This window comes from Sphingobacterium sp. UBA6320 (genome assembly GCF_002440335.1).
In the GTDB taxonomy this organism is placed as follows: Bacteria; Bacteroidota; Bacteroidia; order Sphingobacteriales; family Sphingobacteriaceae; genus Sphingobacterium.
The window spans coordinates 42335-60659 of record NZ_DJTA01000024.1 but is presented as its reverse complement, the minus strand read 5'-3'; the positions used below and the strand labels follow the sequence as shown (position 1 = coordinate 60659).

17 protein-coding genes and 2 tRNA genes are annotated in these 18325 nt (G+C 36.0%); 7 read left to right on the top strand and 12 right to left on the bottom strand.

Annotation, left to right across the window (positions count from 1 at the left end; all coding sequences use genetic code 11):
* Positions 1-1076 precede the first annotated feature (1076 nt).
* The 3 genes from B3P23_RS16050 to B3P23_RS16040 all read right to left on the bottom strand — a co-directional run bounded on the left by B3P23_RS16050 (position 1077) and on the right by B3P23_RS16040 (position 1854).
* Positions 1077-1161 (bottom strand) — tRNA-Leu (locus B3P23_RS16050).
* Positions 1162-1175: 14 nt separating this feature from the next.
* Positions 1176-1251 (bottom strand) — tRNA-Gly (locus tag B3P23_RS16045).
* Between the two features lie 99 nt (positions 1252-1350).
* Positions 1351-1854, bottom strand: a complete 504-nt coding sequence (locus B3P23_RS16040) for a regulatory protein RecX (protein ID WP_346570381.1) — start codon at positions 1852-1854, stop codon at positions 1351-1353.
* A 57-nt stretch (positions 1855-1911) separates the two neighbouring features.
* On the opposite strand from B3P23_RS16040, the gene B3P23_RS16035 reads away from it, so the two are divergent.
* The 4 genes from B3P23_RS16035 (at position 1912) to B3P23_RS16020 (ending at position 6100) form a co-directional block, all read left to right on the top strand.
* Positions 1912-4353 (top strand): bifunctional UDP-N-acetylmuramoyl-tripeptide:D-alanyl-D-alanine ligase/alanine racemase, encoded by a 2442-nt coding sequence (locus B3P23_RS16035; RefSeq protein WP_293928002.1) that lies wholly within the window; start codon positions 1912-1914, stop codon positions 4351-4353.
* 47 nt (positions 4354-4400) lie between these two features.
* Complete coding sequence (locus tag B3P23_RS16030; RefSeq protein WP_045755849.1) at positions 4401-4997, top strand: DUF502 domain-containing protein; 597 nt, start codon at positions 4401-4403, stop codon at positions 4995-4997.
* 99 nt (positions 4998-5096) lie between these two features.
* Entirely contained in the window at positions 5097-5459 is a 363-nt protein-coding gene (locus B3P23_RS16025; protein WP_045755850.1) for an iron chaperone, read from the top strand.
* Positions 5460-5488: 29 nt separating this feature from the next.
* Positions 5489-6100 carry a hypothetical protein gene (locus B3P23_RS16020; RefSeq protein ID WP_293927998.1) on the top strand — a complete coding sequence of 204 codons (612 nt, stop codon included), beginning with the start codon at positions 5489-5491 and terminating at the stop codon, positions 6098-6100.
* On the opposite strand, the gene B3P23_RS16015 is transcribed toward B3P23_RS16020, so the two are convergent.
* The 6 genes from B3P23_RS16015 to B3P23_RS15990 form a co-directional block, all read right to left on the bottom strand.
* Positions 6097-6873 carry a Cof-type HAD-IIB family hydrolase gene (locus tag B3P23_RS16015; RefSeq protein WP_293927995.1) on the bottom strand — a complete coding sequence of 259 codons (777 nt, stop codon included), beginning with the start codon at positions 6871-6873 and terminating at the stop codon, positions 6097-6099. The two genes, B3P23_RS16020 and B3P23_RS16015, sit on opposite strands and share 4 nt — an antisense overlap.
* 443 nt (positions 6874-7316) lie before the next feature.
* Entirely contained in the window at positions 7317-7886 is a 570-nt protein-coding gene (locus B3P23_RS16010) for a methyltransferase domain-containing protein (protein WP_293927992.1), read from the bottom strand.
* A 164-nt stretch (positions 7887-8050) separates the two neighbouring features.
* Positions 8051-8791 (bottom strand): DUF2071 domain-containing protein, encoded by a 741-nt coding sequence (locus B3P23_RS16005; protein ID WP_293927989.1) that lies wholly within the window; start codon positions 8789-8791, stop codon positions 8051-8053.
* Complete coding sequence (locus tag B3P23_RS16000) at positions 8775-9170, bottom strand: DoxX-like family protein (protein ID WP_293927986.1); 396 nt, start codon at positions 9168-9170, stop codon at positions 8775-8777. Before B3P23_RS16000 ends, B3P23_RS16005 begins: the two co-directional genes overlap by 17 nt.
* Before the next feature lie 90 nt (positions 9171-9260).
* Positions 9261-10130, bottom strand: a complete 870-nt coding sequence (locus B3P23_RS15995) for an alpha/beta fold hydrolase (protein ID WP_293927983.1) — start codon at positions 10128-10130, stop codon at positions 9261-9263.
* A gap of 30 nt (positions 10131-10160) precedes the next feature.
* The gene (locus tag B3P23_RS15990) at positions 10161-13520 is read right to left on the bottom strand and encodes a DEAD/DEAH box helicase (protein ID WP_293927980.1); all 3360 of its coding nucleotides are present in this window, start codon (positions 13518-13520) and stop codon (positions 10161-10163) included.
* Positions 13521-13767: 247 nt separating this feature from the next.
* Between B3P23_RS15990 and B3P23_RS15985 the strand changes: the two genes are divergently transcribed.
* From B3P23_RS15985 to B3P23_RS15975, 3 genes are read left to right on the top strand one after another with little or no spacing between them, the layout of a single operon-like run.
* Entirely contained in the window at positions 13768-14115 is a 348-nt protein-coding gene (locus B3P23_RS15985) for a DUF6249 domain-containing protein (RefSeq protein WP_248754439.1), read from the top strand.
* The gene (locus B3P23_RS15980) at positions 14115-14660 is read left to right on the top strand and encodes an RNA polymerase sigma factor (protein ID WP_045755859.1); all 546 of its coding nucleotides are present in this window, start codon (positions 14115-14117) and stop codon (positions 14658-14660) included. The genes B3P23_RS15985 and B3P23_RS15980 overlap by 1 nt, the downstream gene beginning before the upstream one ends.
* A 1-nt stretch (position 14661) precedes the next feature.
* Positions 14662-15012 carry a hypothetical protein gene (locus tag B3P23_RS15975; protein WP_293927973.1) on the top strand — a complete coding sequence of 117 codons (351 nt, stop codon included), beginning with the start codon at positions 14662-14664 and terminating at the stop codon, positions 15010-15012.
* Positions 15013-15049: 37 nt separating this feature from the next.
* Here the strand turns inward: B3P23_RS15975 and B3P23_RS15970 are convergent, their stop codons facing one another.
* The 3 genes from B3P23_RS15970 to B3P23_RS15960 all read right to left on the bottom strand — a co-directional run bounded on the left by B3P23_RS15970 (position 15050) and on the right by B3P23_RS15960 (position 18294).
* A complete protein-coding gene (locus tag B3P23_RS15970) occupies positions 15050-15649 on the bottom strand; it encodes a hypothetical protein (protein ID WP_045755861.1) in 600 nt (199 codons plus the stop codon).
* A gap of 86 nt (positions 15650-15735) precedes the next feature.
* Positions 15736-16212 carry a GNAT family N-acetyltransferase gene (locus B3P23_RS15965; RefSeq protein ID WP_293927970.1) on the bottom strand — a complete coding sequence of 159 codons (477 nt, stop codon included), beginning with the start codon at positions 16210-16212 and terminating at the stop codon, positions 15736-15738.
* Positions 16213-18294 (bottom strand): TonB-dependent receptor, encoded by a 2082-nt coding sequence (locus tag B3P23_RS15960; RefSeq protein WP_293927967.1) that lies wholly within the window; start codon positions 18292-18294, stop codon positions 16213-16215.
* Positions 18295-18325 lie beyond the last annotated feature (31 nt).

Below are 18325 nucleotides of genomic sequence, written 5' to 3'. Positions count from 1 at the left end.
GTATTTTATCAATCTGCCTTTATTGACAAGTGATATGAAGGTAGGTTGATAATGCACTATGTACTAAGCTAGTTTTTTTAATGAACTAATTAACTGTAATAAAATGAAAATAACAGTAAAACGTGTCAAAAAGGAAGTTAATATCACTTTATCGGAAATGTGTATAGATGGCGAATTAGTCTGTTTTTGTTTGGAAGATGCGATCCGTGATGTCAAGATCAAACTGCTATCCCAGCTGGTCACTATCGTCTTTGGCTGCGAACTACTTGTGCGATTCATGCACGTTATAAAAAGCGCTTTCCTCTTCTCTATTAAAGTGAGTTGGAGATGTTACATATTTCGAACTTTCCCCATGTGTACATCCATATTGGTAATTATTTTTCTTAGGATGTACCAATTATCGGATAAAATTTTGCTTTCTGTGATCTTGATGTTAGCTATCATAGGCAAGGTTTTTTTTAATTCTTTTTTCTCTTAGTATTTGTGCAACTTTTGAATAAGGGATCAGATGCTAAAGGTATATAAATTTATAAAATCGCATCCGTATTTCTTAAGGAAGTGTAAATAAAGTTAAAGGATTTTTTTCTAGATGGCGTCAATCATGTTTGCAAGAGCGTATAATGATTCAGACGGGGTGATGGTTAGATTCTATATTACTTCAGATATACAACAAAATTTATAGTGATTTTCTACAGGTATTATAGAGATTTACCTATATGAACCCTATAGAAACCCTATACAAATCCTCTATAATAGCTCTGAATTATATTCATGATATAGTTACTAATTAACAAGGTGCTGTTTATTAATTACGAAGTGTGAATGCAGTGTGCTGGCTTAATAAAATAGAATGAAAAATCCCTAAAAAGTTGTCTTTTGTAGATATATTAATGGGAATCGGATTTATAAATTCTTAACGAAAAACAGGAGTTTAATTTTTAGCAGATGGAGTTCAGTACATGCAAAAAGAAATCGGATTTTGGTCAACGATGCTGAATACAGAGGTGTGCATTACATTAGCTTTAGAACAATTGTTTCAAAACAAGAAAAGCTCATCTTTTGGATGAGCTTTCTTGTACCTAGGGCGGGAATCGAACCCGCACTTCCTTAACGGAAACAGGATTTTAAGTCCTGCGTGTCTACCAGTTCCACCACCTAGGCAGGTGATCTTAATGTGGAGCGAAAAACGAGATTCGAACTCGCGACCCCAACCTTGGCAAGGTTGTGCTCTACCAGCTGAGCTATTTTCGCATTACTAACAGCTAACAAGTTGTTTTCTGTTTTGGTGATGCAAATATAGAGCTAATAATTAAAAAAACAAATTTTCATACCAGCTTTATTTTGTTTTTTTTATAATCCCTTTTCTTTCAGGACAGAAGAAATAATATCACTTTCAAAACCGCGGGATAAAGCATATTGAAATAGCTTATTCTTGATTATATAAGGATCTTTATCTTTTATTAAAAGCTTTTTTTTATCGATCAGCTCGTTGAGCTTATCCTCATATTCATCCATATCAATTTTAGAAAATGCAATTTTAATTAAAGGTTCTGAAACTCGTTTAAATTTTAACGACTGTTTGATCTTTATTTTCCCCCAACTCTTCATCCGGAGCTTACCTAAGGTATAAGCGATCGCAAAGCGTTCTTCATTTAAGAAATTCTCTGATATCAATTGCGAGATGATTTGTTCAACATCTTCTTCGTGTAGTCCCCAATCATATAATTTATCCCGTACTTCTTGTTGCGCCCGTTCTTGATACGCACAATAACTCTCCGCTTTGAGCAACGCCTGCTTAGGTGTGTATATTTTTTTTCTTTTTTTCTCTTCGTCAAACATCTTTACAAATTTCAAAAATATATTGAACTTACTGAAAAAATGTGGAGCTTTGATTGAATAAAATTTTTAATCATGTACAGCATTGCGGATATTTCGGAGATTATAGGCCCTAAGAGATCAATTATAGTTAATGGTCAATGTATCATTCAAAATTTGATATACGATACACGCAAAATCGTCAATGCAGAAACAGGGTTATTTTTTGCTTTAGTCAACCGTCGGGATGGGCATGAGTTTATTATGGATGCCTATAGCAAAGGAATTAGAAATTTTGTGTTACAAGATGATTTTCAACAAGAACTGGTATTGCAAGATGCTAATATTTTATGGGTAGCCGATACTTTCTTAGCCTTACAGGCCATTGCTGGTCATCAACGGATGCAGTTTAAATCCCCGGTCTTAGGGATTACAGGGAGCAACGGTAAGACTATTGTTAAAGAATGGCTTTTTCAATTACTATCTCCTGAATATAAAATATACCGCAGCCCTAAAAGTTATAACTCGCAGCTTGGAGTTGCTTTATCCTTATGGGAGTTAAATGATCAGTACAATTTTGCCATTATAGAAGCTGGGATCAGCGAAGTAGGAGAGATGGCAAAACTTCAACATATGATCAGACCTACACATGGAATACTGACCAATATTGGTGTGGCACACAAAGCAGGATTTGATTCTAAAGAGGAAAAAATTGCTGAAAAACTGAAACTCTTTACAGATGCTGAAGTATTGATCTATCCAAAAAAATATTTGGAACATATTTATATGCCTTCTCAGCTCTATAAATTTGCATGGGGCGAAGATGAGAGCTGCCAACTGGAGGTCTATTCTGTTAAAAAAGAGAACGATCAAGCAACTTTGCTCAGCTTATGTTTCTCCAGACAGTTTTTCACGGTAAAAATTCCTTTTGTCGATCAAGCATCTATTGAAAATGCCATTTCATGTATTGCTGTCATGATCACATTTGGATATGATTTCAAAACCATAGCAGAACGAATTGCAACATTGCAACCGATGGAAATGCGTCTTGAACTGAAAAAAGGAAAGCATAATAGTTCCATCATTGATGATTCCTATAGTAATGATTTAGTTGCATTGCAGATTGCGCTGGATTTTCTAAAACAGCAGAAGCAAAATACGCGTAAAGTATTGATTCTTTCCGATATTCCTGGTGTTGAGTTGCATGATGAGAAAAGCATCAGTAAATTGAAACGATTGATTGACGCTAGTGATCTGACCGATCTGATTTTTATTGGACCGATACTGAGTCAGTTGCCAGCTCAATTTTCATTACCAGTTACCAGTTATCCAGATACAGCATCGTTGATAGAAGATTTTAAGCATATTGAATATAGTAACGCCACGATCTTGATCAAAGGAGCGCGTGATTACCACTTTGAGCAGATCAGTAAACGACTGGTTGCGAAGTCCCATGATACCATTTTAGAAATCAATTTGAACGCCCTGGAACATAATCTTAATATATACCGAGGCTTATTGCCTGCAGGAGTAAAATTAATGGCTATGGTCAAAGCCTTCTCTTATGGTAGTGGAAGTTTTGAAATTGCTAATTTGCTGCAATTTAACCATGTGGATTATTTGACAGTAGCTTTTGCCGATGAAGGTGTTGATCTTCGAAACGGAGGTATCACACTTCCAATAGTGGTTATGAGTCCTGATGAAAATGCTTTTGATGCCATTGTACAGCATAAATTGGAACCCGAAATCTATAGTTTTAGAATTTTAGGTTCATTTCTCCGTTATTTGGAGCTGCATCAGTTAAAAAACTTTCCCGTCCATATCAAAGTTGATACGGGTATGCATCGATTGGGATTTATGCCTGATGAAATCGATGATCTGCTTGCTGTTCTGAAAAATCAAGAGGCAATGAAAGTAAAATCTGTTTTTTCGCACTTAGCATCAGCAGGAAATAAGGTGGATCATGCCTTTACAGAAAATCAAATTCATCTTTTGGATATATTTACGATCAAACTTAAGCAGGAGTTAGGTTATTCCTTTATACGGCACATCGCTGCTACATCGGGAATAGATCTATGGCCAAGTGCTTATTTTGACATGGTCAGATTGGGGATCGGTCTCTATGGAATTGATATGGATCGTGATGATCTTCCCGTTAGAGAAGTCAGTGTTTTGAAAACTAATGTGACGCAGATCAAATCGCTTGCTGCTACCGAGACAGTCGGATACAATCGTGCAGGCGTATTAAATCGCGCTAGCCGTATTGCGACCATTAAGATTGGTTATGCCGATGGCTACGACCGCCGTTTTGGAAACGGTGTGGGTAAGATGTCTATCAATGGACAAGTAGTCCGCACAATTGGTAATATCTGTATGGATATGTGTATGTTAGATGTTACCGATATTGATGTCAATGAAGAAGATGAAGTTATTGTTTATCCAGATCTGAAAGAGGCCGCATTAGCAATTGGGACCATTCCCTATGAATTGTTGGTGAATATCTCACAACGGGTTAAAAGAGTTTATTTTTACGAGTAATTCAAGGCTTATTTCGCATCTTTGTAACGTCAATAGGTACAAGTAGTATGTTATCAAAATTAATTAGAGCTTTTTTAAATTATCTTATAAAAGGAACCTTAGTTGTCGTTCCTTTAGCTGGTGCTATTTTCTTGATTGTCTGGATTGTAGCTTCTGTTGATTCGGCATTGAATCTTACGGGCATGTTTTTAGAGGATGAGACTGGACATCCCCTGTATATTCCAGGCATCGGTATTTTAACGGTTATTTTAATCTTGGTTATAGCAGGAATTGTTTTTACCAATTTTGTCACGGATCCTATTAAGCACTGGTTGAATAATCAGATTAATCGTATTCCATTGTTGAATACTTTGTACTCATCGATTAAGGATTTTACAGAAGCATTTGTTGGCGATGCCAAAAAATTCAATGTTCCTGTTTTGGTCAAAGTGAATGAAATTGGGGTGAGTAAGATCGGTTTCTTGACACAATCAGATCTATCAAAAATTAATTTGACGGACGAAGTGGTGGTTTATTTTCCATATTCTTACTCATTCGCTGGACAAGTTGTTGTCGTAAAATCTTCCTTAGTAACAAAATTAGATATGTCCGCTACAGATGCGATGAAGCTTGTTGTTTCAGGTGGTGTCAGTGGTTTGGAATAAGGTACAGAAACAAATTTTTATAAAAAACAAAAGGGAATCATTGGTAAAATGGTTCCCTTTTGTTTACATTTATTTTGTATTTTAACATCATAATTAACGATGAAGATTGAGTTTAAAACGGTAGACGAATATATCACTTCTTTTCCAAACGACGTGCAACAGATTTTGTCGCAAGTACGGAAAACCATTTTGGCACATGCTCCAGATGCAACAGAGGGTATTGCCTACGGTATGCCAGCGTATAAGTTAAAAGGAAAACCACTCGTTTATTTTGGCGGTTATCAGAAGCATATTGGATTTTATGCTACACCTACTGGTCATGAGCAATTTGAGGACCAACTTGCTCCTTATAAACAAGGTAAAGGTTCTGTACAGTTTCCTTTAAAGCAACAGATTCCTTATGAACTGATCGTAAAGATGGTGGAGTACAGAGTTGCGGAGATCTTAAAAAAGCTTAAATAGATCATTAGAATTTTAAAATAGGAGTTGCGATGGATCGATTATGGAAACGTTTGTGGAGTAGTAAGGTTCCCGAAAATGTACAGTGGCAATGGAAAGATAAGGCCGACTTATCTTTTATAAATAGCCAGATGGATGTCGCCCTTATACGCATCTGCCTAGACAGAATTAAGAGTGAACCCACAGATCCTGCCATTTTACGAGCACTTTTAGATTATCAAGATATTGCTTTGCAACCCCATAAAACACATGCTATTATTGCCGAAATCGAGTTTATGGAACAGTATGTTTCTTTGTTTAGTCAGATTTCTGATGTAGACCTTTCCATTGTGTGGACTAAAAAGATCGAATATCCTACTTTATCAGTACCGCGGTTTATCCTACTCCCATTAGTTCAGAATGCCTTGTGGCAAGGATATCATGCCGCAAAAAAGTATCCAATGAAAATCAAGGTTTCAGTATTTGAAAAAATCATTTCATTGGATGTAATCAATCATGTCAATCACCATATTGTCGATCAAAAAGATCATGCTATCATGGAAAACTACCAAGCACGATTACAGTATGAATTTGATGATCAACATACGTTGATCATGAATAGTAATGCACATACATTTCGTTCAAATCTTATTTTGAGATTTTAGATAACCTCAAAATGTGCTAGAGCATTAAAGATACCATCATTGTCGACATCGTCAGTAATATAGTCTGCGATAGCCTTCACCTCAGGATTAGCATTCCCCATTGCAATTCCATAAGCCGTATGTTTTAGCATGGTAATATCGTTTCCACCATCCCCAAATGACATGGTTTGTTTTATGTCGATATCAAAATGATCGATAAATACATCGATTCCTACCTGTTTACTTTGTCCTAAAGGATTCACATCAGCAAATAACGGTGTCCAACGGCTTGCCACAGAATTAGGCATCACAGTGTTCATAAATGTTTTCTGTTCTTCCGGTTGAATAAAGATATTGGTTTGCAGCACCGATGCCATATCAAAGTCAGCATAAGATCTTTGTTGAGGGACAGGTAAGTTTAGAAGTTCATACATGGAAGCGATCTCTGGCGTAACTTTAAAAATAGATATTTCGTGCTCCGACATCAGTGAGAAGCTGACTTCATGTTGCTCAGCGTGGTCGATCAAAGATTTAATATCTGTCGCATGTATTCCCTTTCTAAATAGTACATCACCTTCTTTCGTAATACAATAACCACCGTTAAAAGTAATAAACCCATCAAAGTCCAAGTATTTGATGTGATCTAAACTATTAATAGATCTACCCGTGGAAACAATGACTTTTATACCTTTTGATTTTAACTTTTGAATGGCTTTTTCGGTTGAAGTTGGTACTTTGTGTGTATCAAAACTAAGAAGGGTACCGTCGATATCAAAAAAAACTGCTTTAATCATGCTACTATGTAAATGTTTGTAGTACAAAGTTAATGATTAGAAAAATGTTTTTTGCCCTAGGGATGTCATAATGAAGATTAGTGTCATATAACACCAAAGACAAGAAAAAATAATATGAACTAATGTTTCAAAATTTTTGCCTTTCCAAAGTTTACTTGAATATCCAAAAAATTGAATAAGTAATCTCAATAACCAAAAAATACCCATTCCCACAGATAATTTGTTTCCGAGTTTTGTTTCGATGAGTTCTTCCGAAGATGATATGCATAGAACACCCATTAAGATTATTGTGATTGCGATAAAGAAAGTGTGGATAAACATCATCTCTTTGTTGATCAAACTCAGTGATTTTAATTCTTCCTTCCAATTAAAATATTTAGGGAAAATTAGATGTACAATACCTAAAAAAATTAAAATAAAACCAATGAATTTAAGGTGTACAATCATTTTTCATTAAATTTAAATATGCTTATAAATGGAGTATGTTTCTTTTCTTCAACAATATCAAAACCAGCGCCCTTAAAATTATTCATCCAGTTTTTTTTACTGTAAAAATGAAGAAAACCAATATTAAAAGCTAAAAAATTAGGTATATTCCTTAAATGCTCTACCATATATACCTCACCATTAGGTTTTAAAATTCGATGTATTTCTTTAAAAAATAAAGTTCGTTCATTTGAATCACGAATTTCATGTGCAGCTAGAACAAGAAATATCAAATCTATTGATTGAAATCGAATAGGAATATGCAGCGTGCTGATTGTTTGGCAGGATTTAGCTAATGGATATGCTTTTCGAGCTCTTTTGATAGAAATTTCTGTGTGTTTTTTTGCATCATAAAAATCAAGTATTTGTATCGTTGATTGTGGAAATACCTGTTTTAAATATACAGTTGTTTCGTCAAATCCGGCATTAATATTCACAATTGATTTGTTTTCATAAGATTTTTTTAACCATTTTAAAGAATAGAAATCGCTGAAATCATAAATATAAAATGATGCAAGTAAAGACATTCCCGTAGAGAGGCAGACTACACTCAGCAGTATCAGAAAATAGAATTTAAGTTGATCATCAACGAGAAAATAACCCCATAGTAATAAACCTATACATAATAAGGCAATGAGATAGAAGTGCCAATTGAATCGGATGATATTTCCTAGACCTTGAAGTGGTTTCCTTAATTGCTGCATTTTTCTTTAATTCCTTTTTTCCAAGAATAGGGTATATGATTAATAATAAAAGCATTTGCTAATATAGCATCATCTAATTTTAGCTCTTTCAAAAATTCGATATGGTATTGAGATACTATTATTGGGATAGGTTTCCAGTTATTTCTAATTCCTTCAATAATTAGCATTTCGTTTTTCTTTATATCATAATTAAAAGTAAATGGAAGTGGTCCAGCATATTTCCTGGCCTCTTTCCAATTAATAAAAGGAGATTGTGCCGGTAATTCACTGTTAATATCTCCCTCGCTATACTCAATTTGAAAATTAGATTTTTTGGAAGAAACGCAATGCTCTTTACCTTTTTTTTCTTGTTGGATATCGGTTGTGCTATAATTATAATGACTAAATATATTGCCTAAAATTTCCATTTTTTTTCGATTTGTTTCCGATTTTAGAATATATAATCCACGACGTTTCTTCCCTTTTTCATTTTCATATTTTACAAAAATTCGGTATCCAATAAGAAAGAAATCATTTCCGAATACCTTAGGAAAACCTTTAGGTCTTAATTGAGTTGTTTTAACTAAAGCTACAGCCAAAAATCCGTAGTGGCCATCAAGAGTATCCAATGTCAATGTTTTAGGAATCAGTTGAACTAATTTCTCCTTAGAAACGGCAAATGTTAAAACAATAGAACTTTCGAAATATGCTTCAACAGCAAAAGGGTGATTTTTAAGAAATGCGAACATGGCCTTTATTTTTAGAAAAATAGTATTCGTTGCTGTAGATAATAAGGATAAATATCAAAGCGTATAAGATATTCCAGTGACCCCATAGCAATAAATGAGGTGCAAATAATAGTTCTAGACTGTTCATCATAGCAATTACAATAATTTGAACAATACAATTTAAACGTGACTTAAAACCGCTTACAATCCATATAGCCATAATAATTTCTGCGAGACCAATAAGTAAAGTTAATACGCCTGCATATTGATCACCTAAAATTATGGAGACAATTTTTTGATGTCGTGGAACCAAATTCAGCACTTTACAATATAAACCATTTGCAAACCAAACGAAGGCAATACTATAAGTTAAGAAAGTGTTCAAAGAACTATTTCGCATGATTGATGAAATTTCTTATTAACTATTCAGGGTTTTCAATTAATTCAATATTTTAGTGACGCTCTACGATAGCCCATATTCATCACCATCTTATTTTTCTGATTGTAACGAGTTCACTTTTCCAAGGATTAGCGCTATAGCTTCAGGAGATCTTAATATTTTTTCATGACCAACAGCGTTCAGGTTGATAGCTTCTATTTGAGGATGATCATCCAAATACGAATGCAGATAATCATAGGGAGCAATTTTATCTTCCTTGTCATACAGGACCAAATGTTGTTGGGTGTTATCGAATGTATATAGACTATTTAAGTGAAAGTAAGTAATTTTCATATTGAACTTTTCCTCAAAATTCTGGAAGAAGTGCTCTTGAACATGTATGGGAATACCTACATAATCCATGCTGGCCGCAAAATTCGCTTTTAAGTTTACTAATGGAGTAAGGTTAATGATCCAGTGCGGCTTATGTTTGATATTGGCTAAAGCCGCAACATTGGCCATAGCTCCAAGAGAATGACCAATCGTTATGGCAGGCATGCCGTAGGCAGTTATAATAGCTTGCACAGCTTCCATATATAAGATTAAGTTGGATAGCTCACCCTCAGCCTCTCCATTTCCAGGGGCATCAAATGCAATTATCGTTAAGTCTGGATTTTCCAATAGCTGCTCAATAAGCATAGAAAAATCCGCAGCTTTTGATCCCCACCCATGTGTTAACAAAACGATGTCTTTACCCGCTCCCCAACGAAAGACAGGAAAGGATAATAGATGGCCACTGAAAAACTCATCTTTTACCGTCAATTTATTTTTTGAGGCTAATTCAATCAACTGTTCCTGATGATGTCTCACGGGCATTTTAGGAGAATAGCAGATATAAGACCAAATATCATGTATGTTTTCTGCAACAGAAATCTTTTCTAGAGATTTCAAATATTCCATGGTTTGCTTTAATTTTTTCATCGGTGCAGTAGTTCTTTCTAAATTTCCTGTCTATTCAAATAGGGCAAGTAAACGCTCTTTATTCATAAAATCCGCGATTGGATTGTATTTGCTGGAAATGATATTATCCGCTATGGCTGTTTTATTTGCCTGCAGTTTCATGATTTTGTCCTCTACAGTATCTGGGCAGATCAAACGTATAGCGGTCACATCTTTGGCTTGACCGATCCGGAAAGCACGGTCGATAGCTTGCGCTTCAACGGCTGGATTCCACCACGGATCTACCAGATAAACTAAACTCGCAGCCGTTAGATTTAGACCTGTTCCACCAGCTTTTAAACTGATCAAGATAACCCTTTGGGCATCATTTTCCTGAAATTGCGATACAATATATTGCCTATCTCTTGTTTGTCCTGTCAATTTTAGTGCCGTGATATCGTGTTTGGATAATGCTGTTTCGATTAGATTTAACATACTCACGAACTGTGAAAAGATGATAATTTTTTGATAAGGACTTTTATCCAGCACCTGTTCCACCAGCATTTCAATTTTACATGCATCTTGCTCCACACTTAGATCTTCTGTTTTTAGCAATTTTGTTGAGTTACAGATCTGTCGCAGTTTAGTCAGTCCTTTTAACACATGCATCGGACTTTTACGGATTTCATCTCCATCTTTTACAGAGATAAATTCTCGAAATTCTTTTTCATACGTATCATAGATATGCCTTTGCGCAGGTTTCATCTCGCAGTAAAGTACGATTTCATTTTTTGCGGGCAACTCTTTGGCGACCTCAGTTTTCGTGCGTCTAAGAATAAAAGGTTTTACTTTGCGTTGCAGTTCCTCCAGTCTTTTTTTATTACTAAATCCATCGATAGGCGTCGTGTACACATCTTTAAAATATTTTTTTGAACCTAATAATCCGGGATTAGCAAAGGATAGCTGAGCAAAAAGATCCATGGTGCTGTTTTCGATTGGTGTTCCAGTGATGACGATACGATTGCGCGCAGTGAGTTTGGTGACCGCTTGGTATCGTTGCGAATTGGGGTTTTTTATCTGTTGCGACTCGTCTAAAAAGATATAGTTGAAAGCCTGTTTTTTTAAATGATTGATATCGGTCAACAGGTTATGATAAGAAATTAATATCAGTTCATATTGCTCAAATCCTTGGGTGTTTTTTTGCCGATCTGCACCTTGAAGTACAAGTGTTTTAATCGATGGTGCAAATTTCTCCAATTCATTTTTCCAGTTGAAAATAAGTGTCGTTGGCAGTACCAGCAGATTGCAATTGTATTTAACTTTGATACGCTGGTTTAAAATAAAGGCAATGATCTGGATCGTTTTCCCGAGTCCCATATCATCTGCTAGGCAACCTCCAAAATTAAACTCATCTAAAAAATTCAACCAGTTCAGTCCATCATGTTGGTAACTTCGTAGGCTGCCTATAAAATCTTTGGATAGTACTACTGGCTTGACCTGATCGATATTTTTGATTTTATTTTTGATTTCCTCAAGTCGTTCTTTTGCTTTTTGGGATAACCACTCTTCTTCAAAATATTGATCGATAGCCGAATAATTAGTTTCTGCGATCTGTAAGAGGCTGTCATCGATTATTTCACCAGCTAAAAAAAACTGCTCAAATTTATGAAGCCATTCCTCGGGCAGCATACCTTGCGTACCATCATCTAGGGTGATGAATTTTGATTTGTTACGAATGGCTTTTTGAAGGTTTTTAAGAGACCCTTTACTTTTTCCAAATTGCATATCGACATGGACATTAAACCAATTCTGCCCACTGAGCACATGAATAGCTATTTTACCCTTAAAGGAATTGTATGTATTTGCTTTTATTTCGTTAAATCCGATGATAGAGATGTGGTGCTTACGCCACTCCTCAAAGACATTTAGAAACCAGTCCAATTCAAGGAAATGTTTACGATGCAGATAGAAGTGCTGAAAATCTTCATCCAGCTGCTCCTCAAAATAGGGGTGCTGTTTGATGATTAAACTGACAATCTGGAGTTCGGCTTCGAGATCCCGTTTCACTAAAAATTTCTTTCCTTTTTTATCAAATCCAAAAATGGACCGTCTACTCCGTACCGGCACCTCTACATCAGCGTACCGCATCGTTGGAATCAGATTGATGTAATCACCAGATTCTTCAAGATAGATAATTGCTTCGGTATCGCTATAGAATTGCTGTTCTTTAATTTGTTTACTACTTGCCTTTGGGATGTGTAGGTAATTGACATCTACCACTTCTTCCATGATCATTAAGAAATCCCTCTTAAAATCCTCAAATTTGGACTGATGTACTTTAAGGTGATCAGCTGTAGTATGAAACAATTTGAAAAGGGTCAGGATCTGTCGATTTTCAATAAAATAAAAATGCTGCTGGACTTGGGTGAAATAGTCAAATACTAAAGGAAGTTGCTGTAAAGAATGATCTTGCCCCGCAATTTGGACCGTACTCCGGATGGTGAAAAAATTACCAATTTGATCGATATCGATACGAATTGTTTTTGGAAGTTCTCTTAATGTGATCTGTGTTAGACTATTTGCCGAAATACTTTGGGCTAGAGATTTATCATGCTGATAAATCTCCAGCCCCAGTGGATTTTTAATCAACTTTTTAAATGCTGTTATCTGTTGATTCCCTTCTTCTACGGTATTCTGTCCTAAAAAATGAAGTGCCGTAAAGAATTGTCCTTCCGTGATATCTTTACTTGTCCAGATCATTTCCTCACAAGAAATCAGTTGTAATGGATTTTTTAGAGATCCATTTTTAGCACGTGTAGCACGATAGAGCAAGACCTGTGGATGTTTATAGTATTTATGCTCCTTTAAGACCAAGATATTGGTCTGTTGTTCGACTTCTTTGTCGTTACGTTTTATATCAGTACCTGTTGCGGTGTTGAAGATATCCGCAGATAGATCCAGCAAATTATCTTGTTTTTTGTGAATTTTTACAGCTCTGTCCACCCATTGGATTTCAAAATAGTCTTCCAGTCCCTGTTCATCCTCAAGCCCGTATTTGACTGCTATTTTTTTCAGATGATCGTGATATGCATATTTAGAAAAAAATAAATTGACGTGATCATTCTTATAGATTTCATTTAAAATCAGTTTTTGATGGATACAGAATTCTTCGCGGTCAGAACAATTACAAAATAAGGTAAGCACGGGGCTGTCATAGACCACAATGACATCGTATCTAGTGCCTAAAGAAAGAATCAAAAAATGACCTTCATTTTTCTTAAGTGAAAAAATTTGGATAGGAGCTTGGTTATCGGATAAGTTCGACATCCAGGAATAAAAGCTGTATCGATGTTCATTGTCAAAATGAATATCTGAAAACCGAAACTGGTGAAAATCATCTGAACCCTGTGGCGAAACGTCTTTTGTATACATGCTATTCAAACTTAGATAAATTTGTTTTATTTACCATTTTAATTCGTCATTTAAAACCAATTTATTCATTAATGTTTGTTTATCGTATAGTTACCTTTGTTTTGTAAGTGTTGATATCACTTCTGCAGGGTAGAATGATAATCTTAAAGTAACTAGAAAAGAGTAGAGAAGAATATTTTTTTCAATTTTTAGCACTGAGCTGTAACATTTGATAATCTGCATGCATCTAATCAGAAAAATATAAATTATGAATGAAGAAACAGTGATTGCTATTATGGTTGTATCCTTATTTAGCACAATTTTTTTTACGCTTTATTACTATTTTCAAGCTCGCAACAAAGAGCGTATGGCATTGATAGAAGCGGGGCTTGATTTATCTCAGTTTTATAAAAAGAAGGTGCAGATCTCACAATGGCTACGTTTAGGTATTTTAGCTGTAGGAATCGGAGTAGGACTGTTGATTGTTGGTCTAATGACGCAGTATCAGGTGCAGCCCGTTACTGCAGTTTTAAAAGTTTCGATTATTGTACTTTGTGGTGGTATTGCGATGGTTGTTGCAAGCTATGTAGATAAACCCAAGCAAGACAGGGATTGATGGATCAACAGTATATTGATAAAGTGTTAGCGGGAGATCGGCATTCCTTTCGGTATTTTTTACAGAAGTATCAGGATATGGTCTTTTCTGTTGCAATGAGTATTGTGAAGAACGAATCGCTTGCCGAAGAAGTCGCTCAGGATGCTTTTGTCAAATGTTACCATAAATTGGATACGTTTCACCAGCAGTCTAAATTTAGCAGCTGGTTGTACCGAATCGTCGTCAATACAGCCTTTATGCGATTGCGCAAGATCAAAATTGAAGTATTAGATTTTCAGCCTGATTATAATCAGGAGGTGATCGATGAGCATGAACTTACGTTACTGGAAGAAGAGGAGCGAAGTCAACTTATTAATGAAGCACTTTGCTTACTACCTGCCAATGAAAGTTTAGCATTACGCCTATTTTATCTGGAAGAAGAAAGCATTAAAGAGGTTTCCCTCATAACCGGATGGACTGATGCCAATACACGTGTGATCTTGCACCGCGGTCGTAAACGCATGTATGGCATATTGAAGAAATTAATGAATAAAGCAAATGTGTAGCATGGAGAATAAAGATGAACTAATGAAATCGTTGATGCAGAGCAGCAAAATTAAAATGCCTTTTTCAGATTTTGAAAGTCGGGTTATGCTGACTATCGAGCAGGATGAGAAAAAGTCTATTGCCGTTTTGCAAGATAGAAAAAAAGGAATGTACTTTTTTATGGCCGGTATGCTATTGGGCTTAGTATTGAATTATTTACTAAGCAGATCTTGGAGAGATTTTAACATTAATTTGCCACAACAGGAAAATGCACTATTGGTTTCCCAAATCATTTATGCCTTATTGATTCTGTTTTTTATTGACAGACTTGTCAAATTATATCAATTGAACCGTTTAATAAAAAATTTATAAAGAAAAAAGGAGCAAACCAATATGCTCCTTTTCTATATTATCCCCGTTCACGTTCGAGTAAGATCATCATCATAAAACAAAGAATTAATCTAGTTTCATCTTTGGGATCGACTTCTGCGAGCTTGTCCAATGTGAATTTACGACCGAAAAAAGAAGGTTTTTTCTGGAGTTGTAAGACCTTGTTTCCCTCTTTATCATACATGGTATAAGAAGGGTTGAAAAGATATCCCGTGAGGATATTAAGGATCGGGATCTCTCCTAAAAAGCTATCACCAACTTTTACCCATCCATTATCTTCTTGGATCTTGTAATCTTCTACACCATCTCGGTCAAATGCATTATAATTTGCTTTCCAAATGGACCGCATGCCTTTACGCCCTACCTTTCCAATGATTTCAGTCGTTTTATGATCCGTAAACGTATAGTTGGCATTGAAATCTAGCCAACGGTCTGCCTTTATACTGTATTGTTGTTCTGACCGACTTTCATCGGAAAAAATCATGATTTCCTCTTTTAATTTGAATAGTTTTTGACGAACGTAAAATAGCGTACGATCCTCACTATCCTTGATCGTAAAATCATTATGAAAAGTAGAAATCTTAAATAGAAAGCTTAATGGATAATTGAAATTGCTCATGGTTTTAGATACGCTTTTATATAAAGCTAGTATTTTTAAAGATATATATAAATGACTATATTATGATATGTTGTTTTTTAATTTGTTTACGTTTTTAAACGATATGAAAAAACAAGCATGTGTTTCATTTGTATGCCATGCTCAATAATAGGAACATCATAATGGTCCAAAAAGAAATTCTTGCGGATATGATCCATTTCAAATCCATTGCGCATGTAGAAACGATGCTGTAGATATCCGATATCTGCAGTACCCACCCATATCTGTTGACATTGTTGATCTCGTGCGTAAGATTTTAAGAAAGAGAGCATATCACTTCCAAAACCTTGGGACTGCTCATGGGCTGCGATTGCCATATTTTTAAGTTCAACAGTATCTTGATCCAGTTGTAAGATCGCCATCACCCCAACTAGATCATTAGACTTTTCATTGATTAAGGTAAAGATGGTACAATCAAAAATATACTTGTTAATAGCTTCTTTGGTTTCGTCCGCGAGCAACAATAGCTCATAAGGAATAGGAGTACCATCAGCAAGTTTTTGAATAGCGTAGTTCTCTTTCATTTAATAACTCAATTTTAGTCCTGCAAAAAAGTTTCGAGTAGGAGCTGCGTTATAATATCGACCCCCAAAAGCATTGATATCATTACCTAAACTATATTTTTCATTCAACAAATTGTCAACACCAAGATAAAGGTTAGCCTGTAGGTCTGTTAAAAATTTAAAGCCCCACTGCATTTTTGCTTGAATCAGATGAAAAGATTCAGCATAAGCCGTATTAGCATCATTTAATGGCATTTTTGAGGTATAATTATGTTGCAGATTAAGACCGATCTGATGAGCAAGATCCAGCTGCAGCGTATGTACAACAATCCAGTCGGGCACAGCCGTAAGCTTGTTGTTGTCGTAACGGTCTTTTCCTACTTGATAGGTGGCAAATCGATAATTATTATAGGTAACATTCGAATTGATGTACAGTGATTGTACGATATCATGTGCTGTAGACGGTGTCATGAGATAAGCTGTGATCGAACTTTCCACTCCTTTTTGTTTGATCTTACCCGCATTCTGATAATATTCGACAGCATTCTCATTCAATTGACGAATGATGGCATTATTCATTTTGTACTGATAATACGAAATATCAGCGATCAGGCGGCGATTCATTCCTTCCCATCTTAATCCAATTTCTTGGTTATAACCAGACTCCGGTTTTAATGTTGTATTGATGAGATTGTCTGAAGACCGGATTTCAGCAATGGTTGGTGCTGAAAATCCAGAGGATATCGAACCGCGTATAGCTAGATTTGGCTTCAGCAAATAAGATGTTGCCATCTTGGGCATCCAAGTTGTACCCAAAGAAAGGTGTTCCTTTTGTGCTGAAGCCGTCGGGTGCAATTGTCTATAAGCGATCTGATTTTGATTTAATCCAATAGCACCTTCTACTGTCCATTTGTTGGCGATAATCATTTTAGCTCTCGCGTAATAGAAGTTTTGCCAGTTCTCCAATTTATCCTCAGCCTGAAGATCGGTCGGAATACCACCTTTGTTATTATAGTTAGCGATATCGTACCAACCCTTTTGACCTTCCGTACCGACTTGCAATTGCCAGTTCCATTGATCTTGCGATTCGTAAGAAAAATAACTTCGGTAACCTAGATTGCGCTCGTCCCTAAATTCGTAATTGGTGATAAATGGATTTTCAACCTTGGATGAAGAACCAAAAATTGTAGTTGTATTGCTCAGTCTATCACTGATTTTAATTTTATGAGATACTCCTCCGTACCAGGTTTTATTATCGATTGCTGCTTTTTGTTGTTTTGCAGATGGGACACTTGCCGTGGCAGGTCTTGCAGCACGAGGATTTTCTTGATATTGTTCCAGCGTGAGTCCTCCCGGTGTCTGATAGTTTAAATCACTGTAAAACGCCAATACTTTTAAACTTGTCTGTGCACTATAATCCCAGTAATGCGCTGTCTGAAATGTTTTTTTATTTAATGCTGTATGCTCTCTATAACCATCAGATCGTGTAAAGCTTTGATCTACTGCAAAGCGATATTTTTTATTGATATGTTGGAGCGTAGAAAATTGCTGTTGTGCAAATCCAAAAGATCCACCCGCCATATTAAGTGATGTTTTAGATGCGCCCTCTTTTTGAAATCCATTAGGTTTTATGATCATCACCCCTCCCGAATTTGGTCCAAAAATAGAACCATCAGGTCCTTTGAGCACTTCGATCTGTGCTATGGAAGCAGGATCAATCAGATTCAGGTAGGTATTTCCTCCAGCATCAGTTATAGGAAACTCATCGCTGTATATTTTTACATTCCGGATACCAAAAGGCGAACGGATCAGACTTCCGCGGAGTGCCAGACGATAGCTACCGGGCGATCGTTCCTCCATACGTAGACCCGGTACCGTATTTAAGCCAGGCATTAAGGTCGCACTATTTTGACCAAGGATTGCTTTTTGCCCAACGATCGATACCGAGCTTGGCGTGGTCAGTAGGGCTTGTTCTGTCAAATACCCAGAAACCTTCGCCGTTTCTAATTGATAAGAAGCGATCGTGTCTTTTTTTGCATCTTGGGCGTAGAGGCACGTCGGAATAAATAATAAATAGCATAAAGCAGATTTAATCACAGGCATAGGGTATCGGGTCTCAAAATATTTGCTCTAA

What these genes read in the sequence shown, in the direction of transcription:
- B3P23_RS16020 (WP_293927998.1), top strand. Translation starts at nt 5,489, where the DNA reads ATGGATCGATTATGGAAACGTTTGTGGAGTAGTAAGGTTCCCGAAAAT.
- B3P23_RS16025 (WP_045755850.1), top strand. Translation starts at nt 5,097, where the DNA reads ATGAAGATTGAGTTTAAAACGGTAGACGAATATATCACTTCTTTTCCA.
- B3P23_RS15975 (WP_293927973.1), top strand. Translation starts at nt 14,662, where the DNA reads ATGGAGAATAAAGATGAACTAATGAAATCGTTGATGCAGAGCAGCAAA.
- B3P23_RS15985 (WP_248754439.1), top strand. Translation starts at nt 13,768, where the DNA reads ATGAATGAAGAAACAGTGATTGCTATTATGGTTGTATCCTTATTTAGC.
- B3P23_RS15990 (WP_293927980.1), bottom strand. Translation starts at nt 13,520, where the DNA reads ATGTATACAAAAGACGTTTCGCCACAGGGTTCAGATGATTTTCACCAG.
- B3P23_RS16005 (WP_293927989.1), bottom strand. Translation starts at nt 8,791, where the DNA reads ATGTTCGCATTTCTTAAAAATCACCCTTTTGCTGTTGAAGCATATTTC.
- B3P23_RS15995 (WP_293927983.1), bottom strand. Translation starts at nt 10,130, where the DNA reads ATGAAAAAATTAAAGCAAACCATGGAATATTTGAAATCTCTAGAAAAG.
- B3P23_RS16015 (WP_293927995.1), bottom strand. Translation starts at nt 6,873, where the DNA reads ATGATTAAAGCAGTTTTTTTTGATATCGACGGTACCCTTCTTAGTTTT.
- B3P23_RS15980 (WP_045755859.1), top strand. Translation starts at nt 14,115, where the DNA reads ATGGATCAACAGTATATTGATAAAGTGTTAGCGGGAGATCGGCATTCC.
- B3P23_RS15960 (WP_293927967.1), bottom strand. Translation starts at nt 18,294, where the DNA reads ATGCCTGTGATTAAATCTGCTTTATGCTATTTATTATTTATTCCGACG.
- B3P23_RS16000 (WP_293927986.1), bottom strand. Translation starts at nt 9,170, where the DNA reads ATGCGAAATAGTTCTTTGAACACTTTCTTAACTTATAGTATTGCCTTC.
- B3P23_RS16010 (WP_293927992.1), bottom strand. Translation starts at nt 7,886, where the DNA reads ATGTCTTTACTTGCATCATTTTATATTTATGATTTCAGCGATTTCTAT.
- B3P23_RS16035 (WP_293928002.1), top strand. Translation starts at nt 1,912, where the DNA reads ATGTACAGCATTGCGGATATTTCGGAGATTATAGGCCCTAAGAGATCA.
- B3P23_RS15970 (WP_045755861.1), bottom strand. Translation starts at nt 15,649, where the DNA reads ATGAGCAATTTCAATTATCCATTAAGCTTTCTATTTAAGATTTCTACT.
- B3P23_RS16030 (WP_045755849.1), top strand. Translation starts at nt 4,401, where the DNA reads ATGTTATCAAAATTAATTAGAGCTTTTTTAAATTATCTTATAAAAGGA.
- B3P23_RS15965 (WP_293927970.1), bottom strand. Translation starts at nt 16,212, where the DNA reads ATGAAAGAGAACTACGCTATTCAAAAACTTGCTGATGGTACTCCTATT.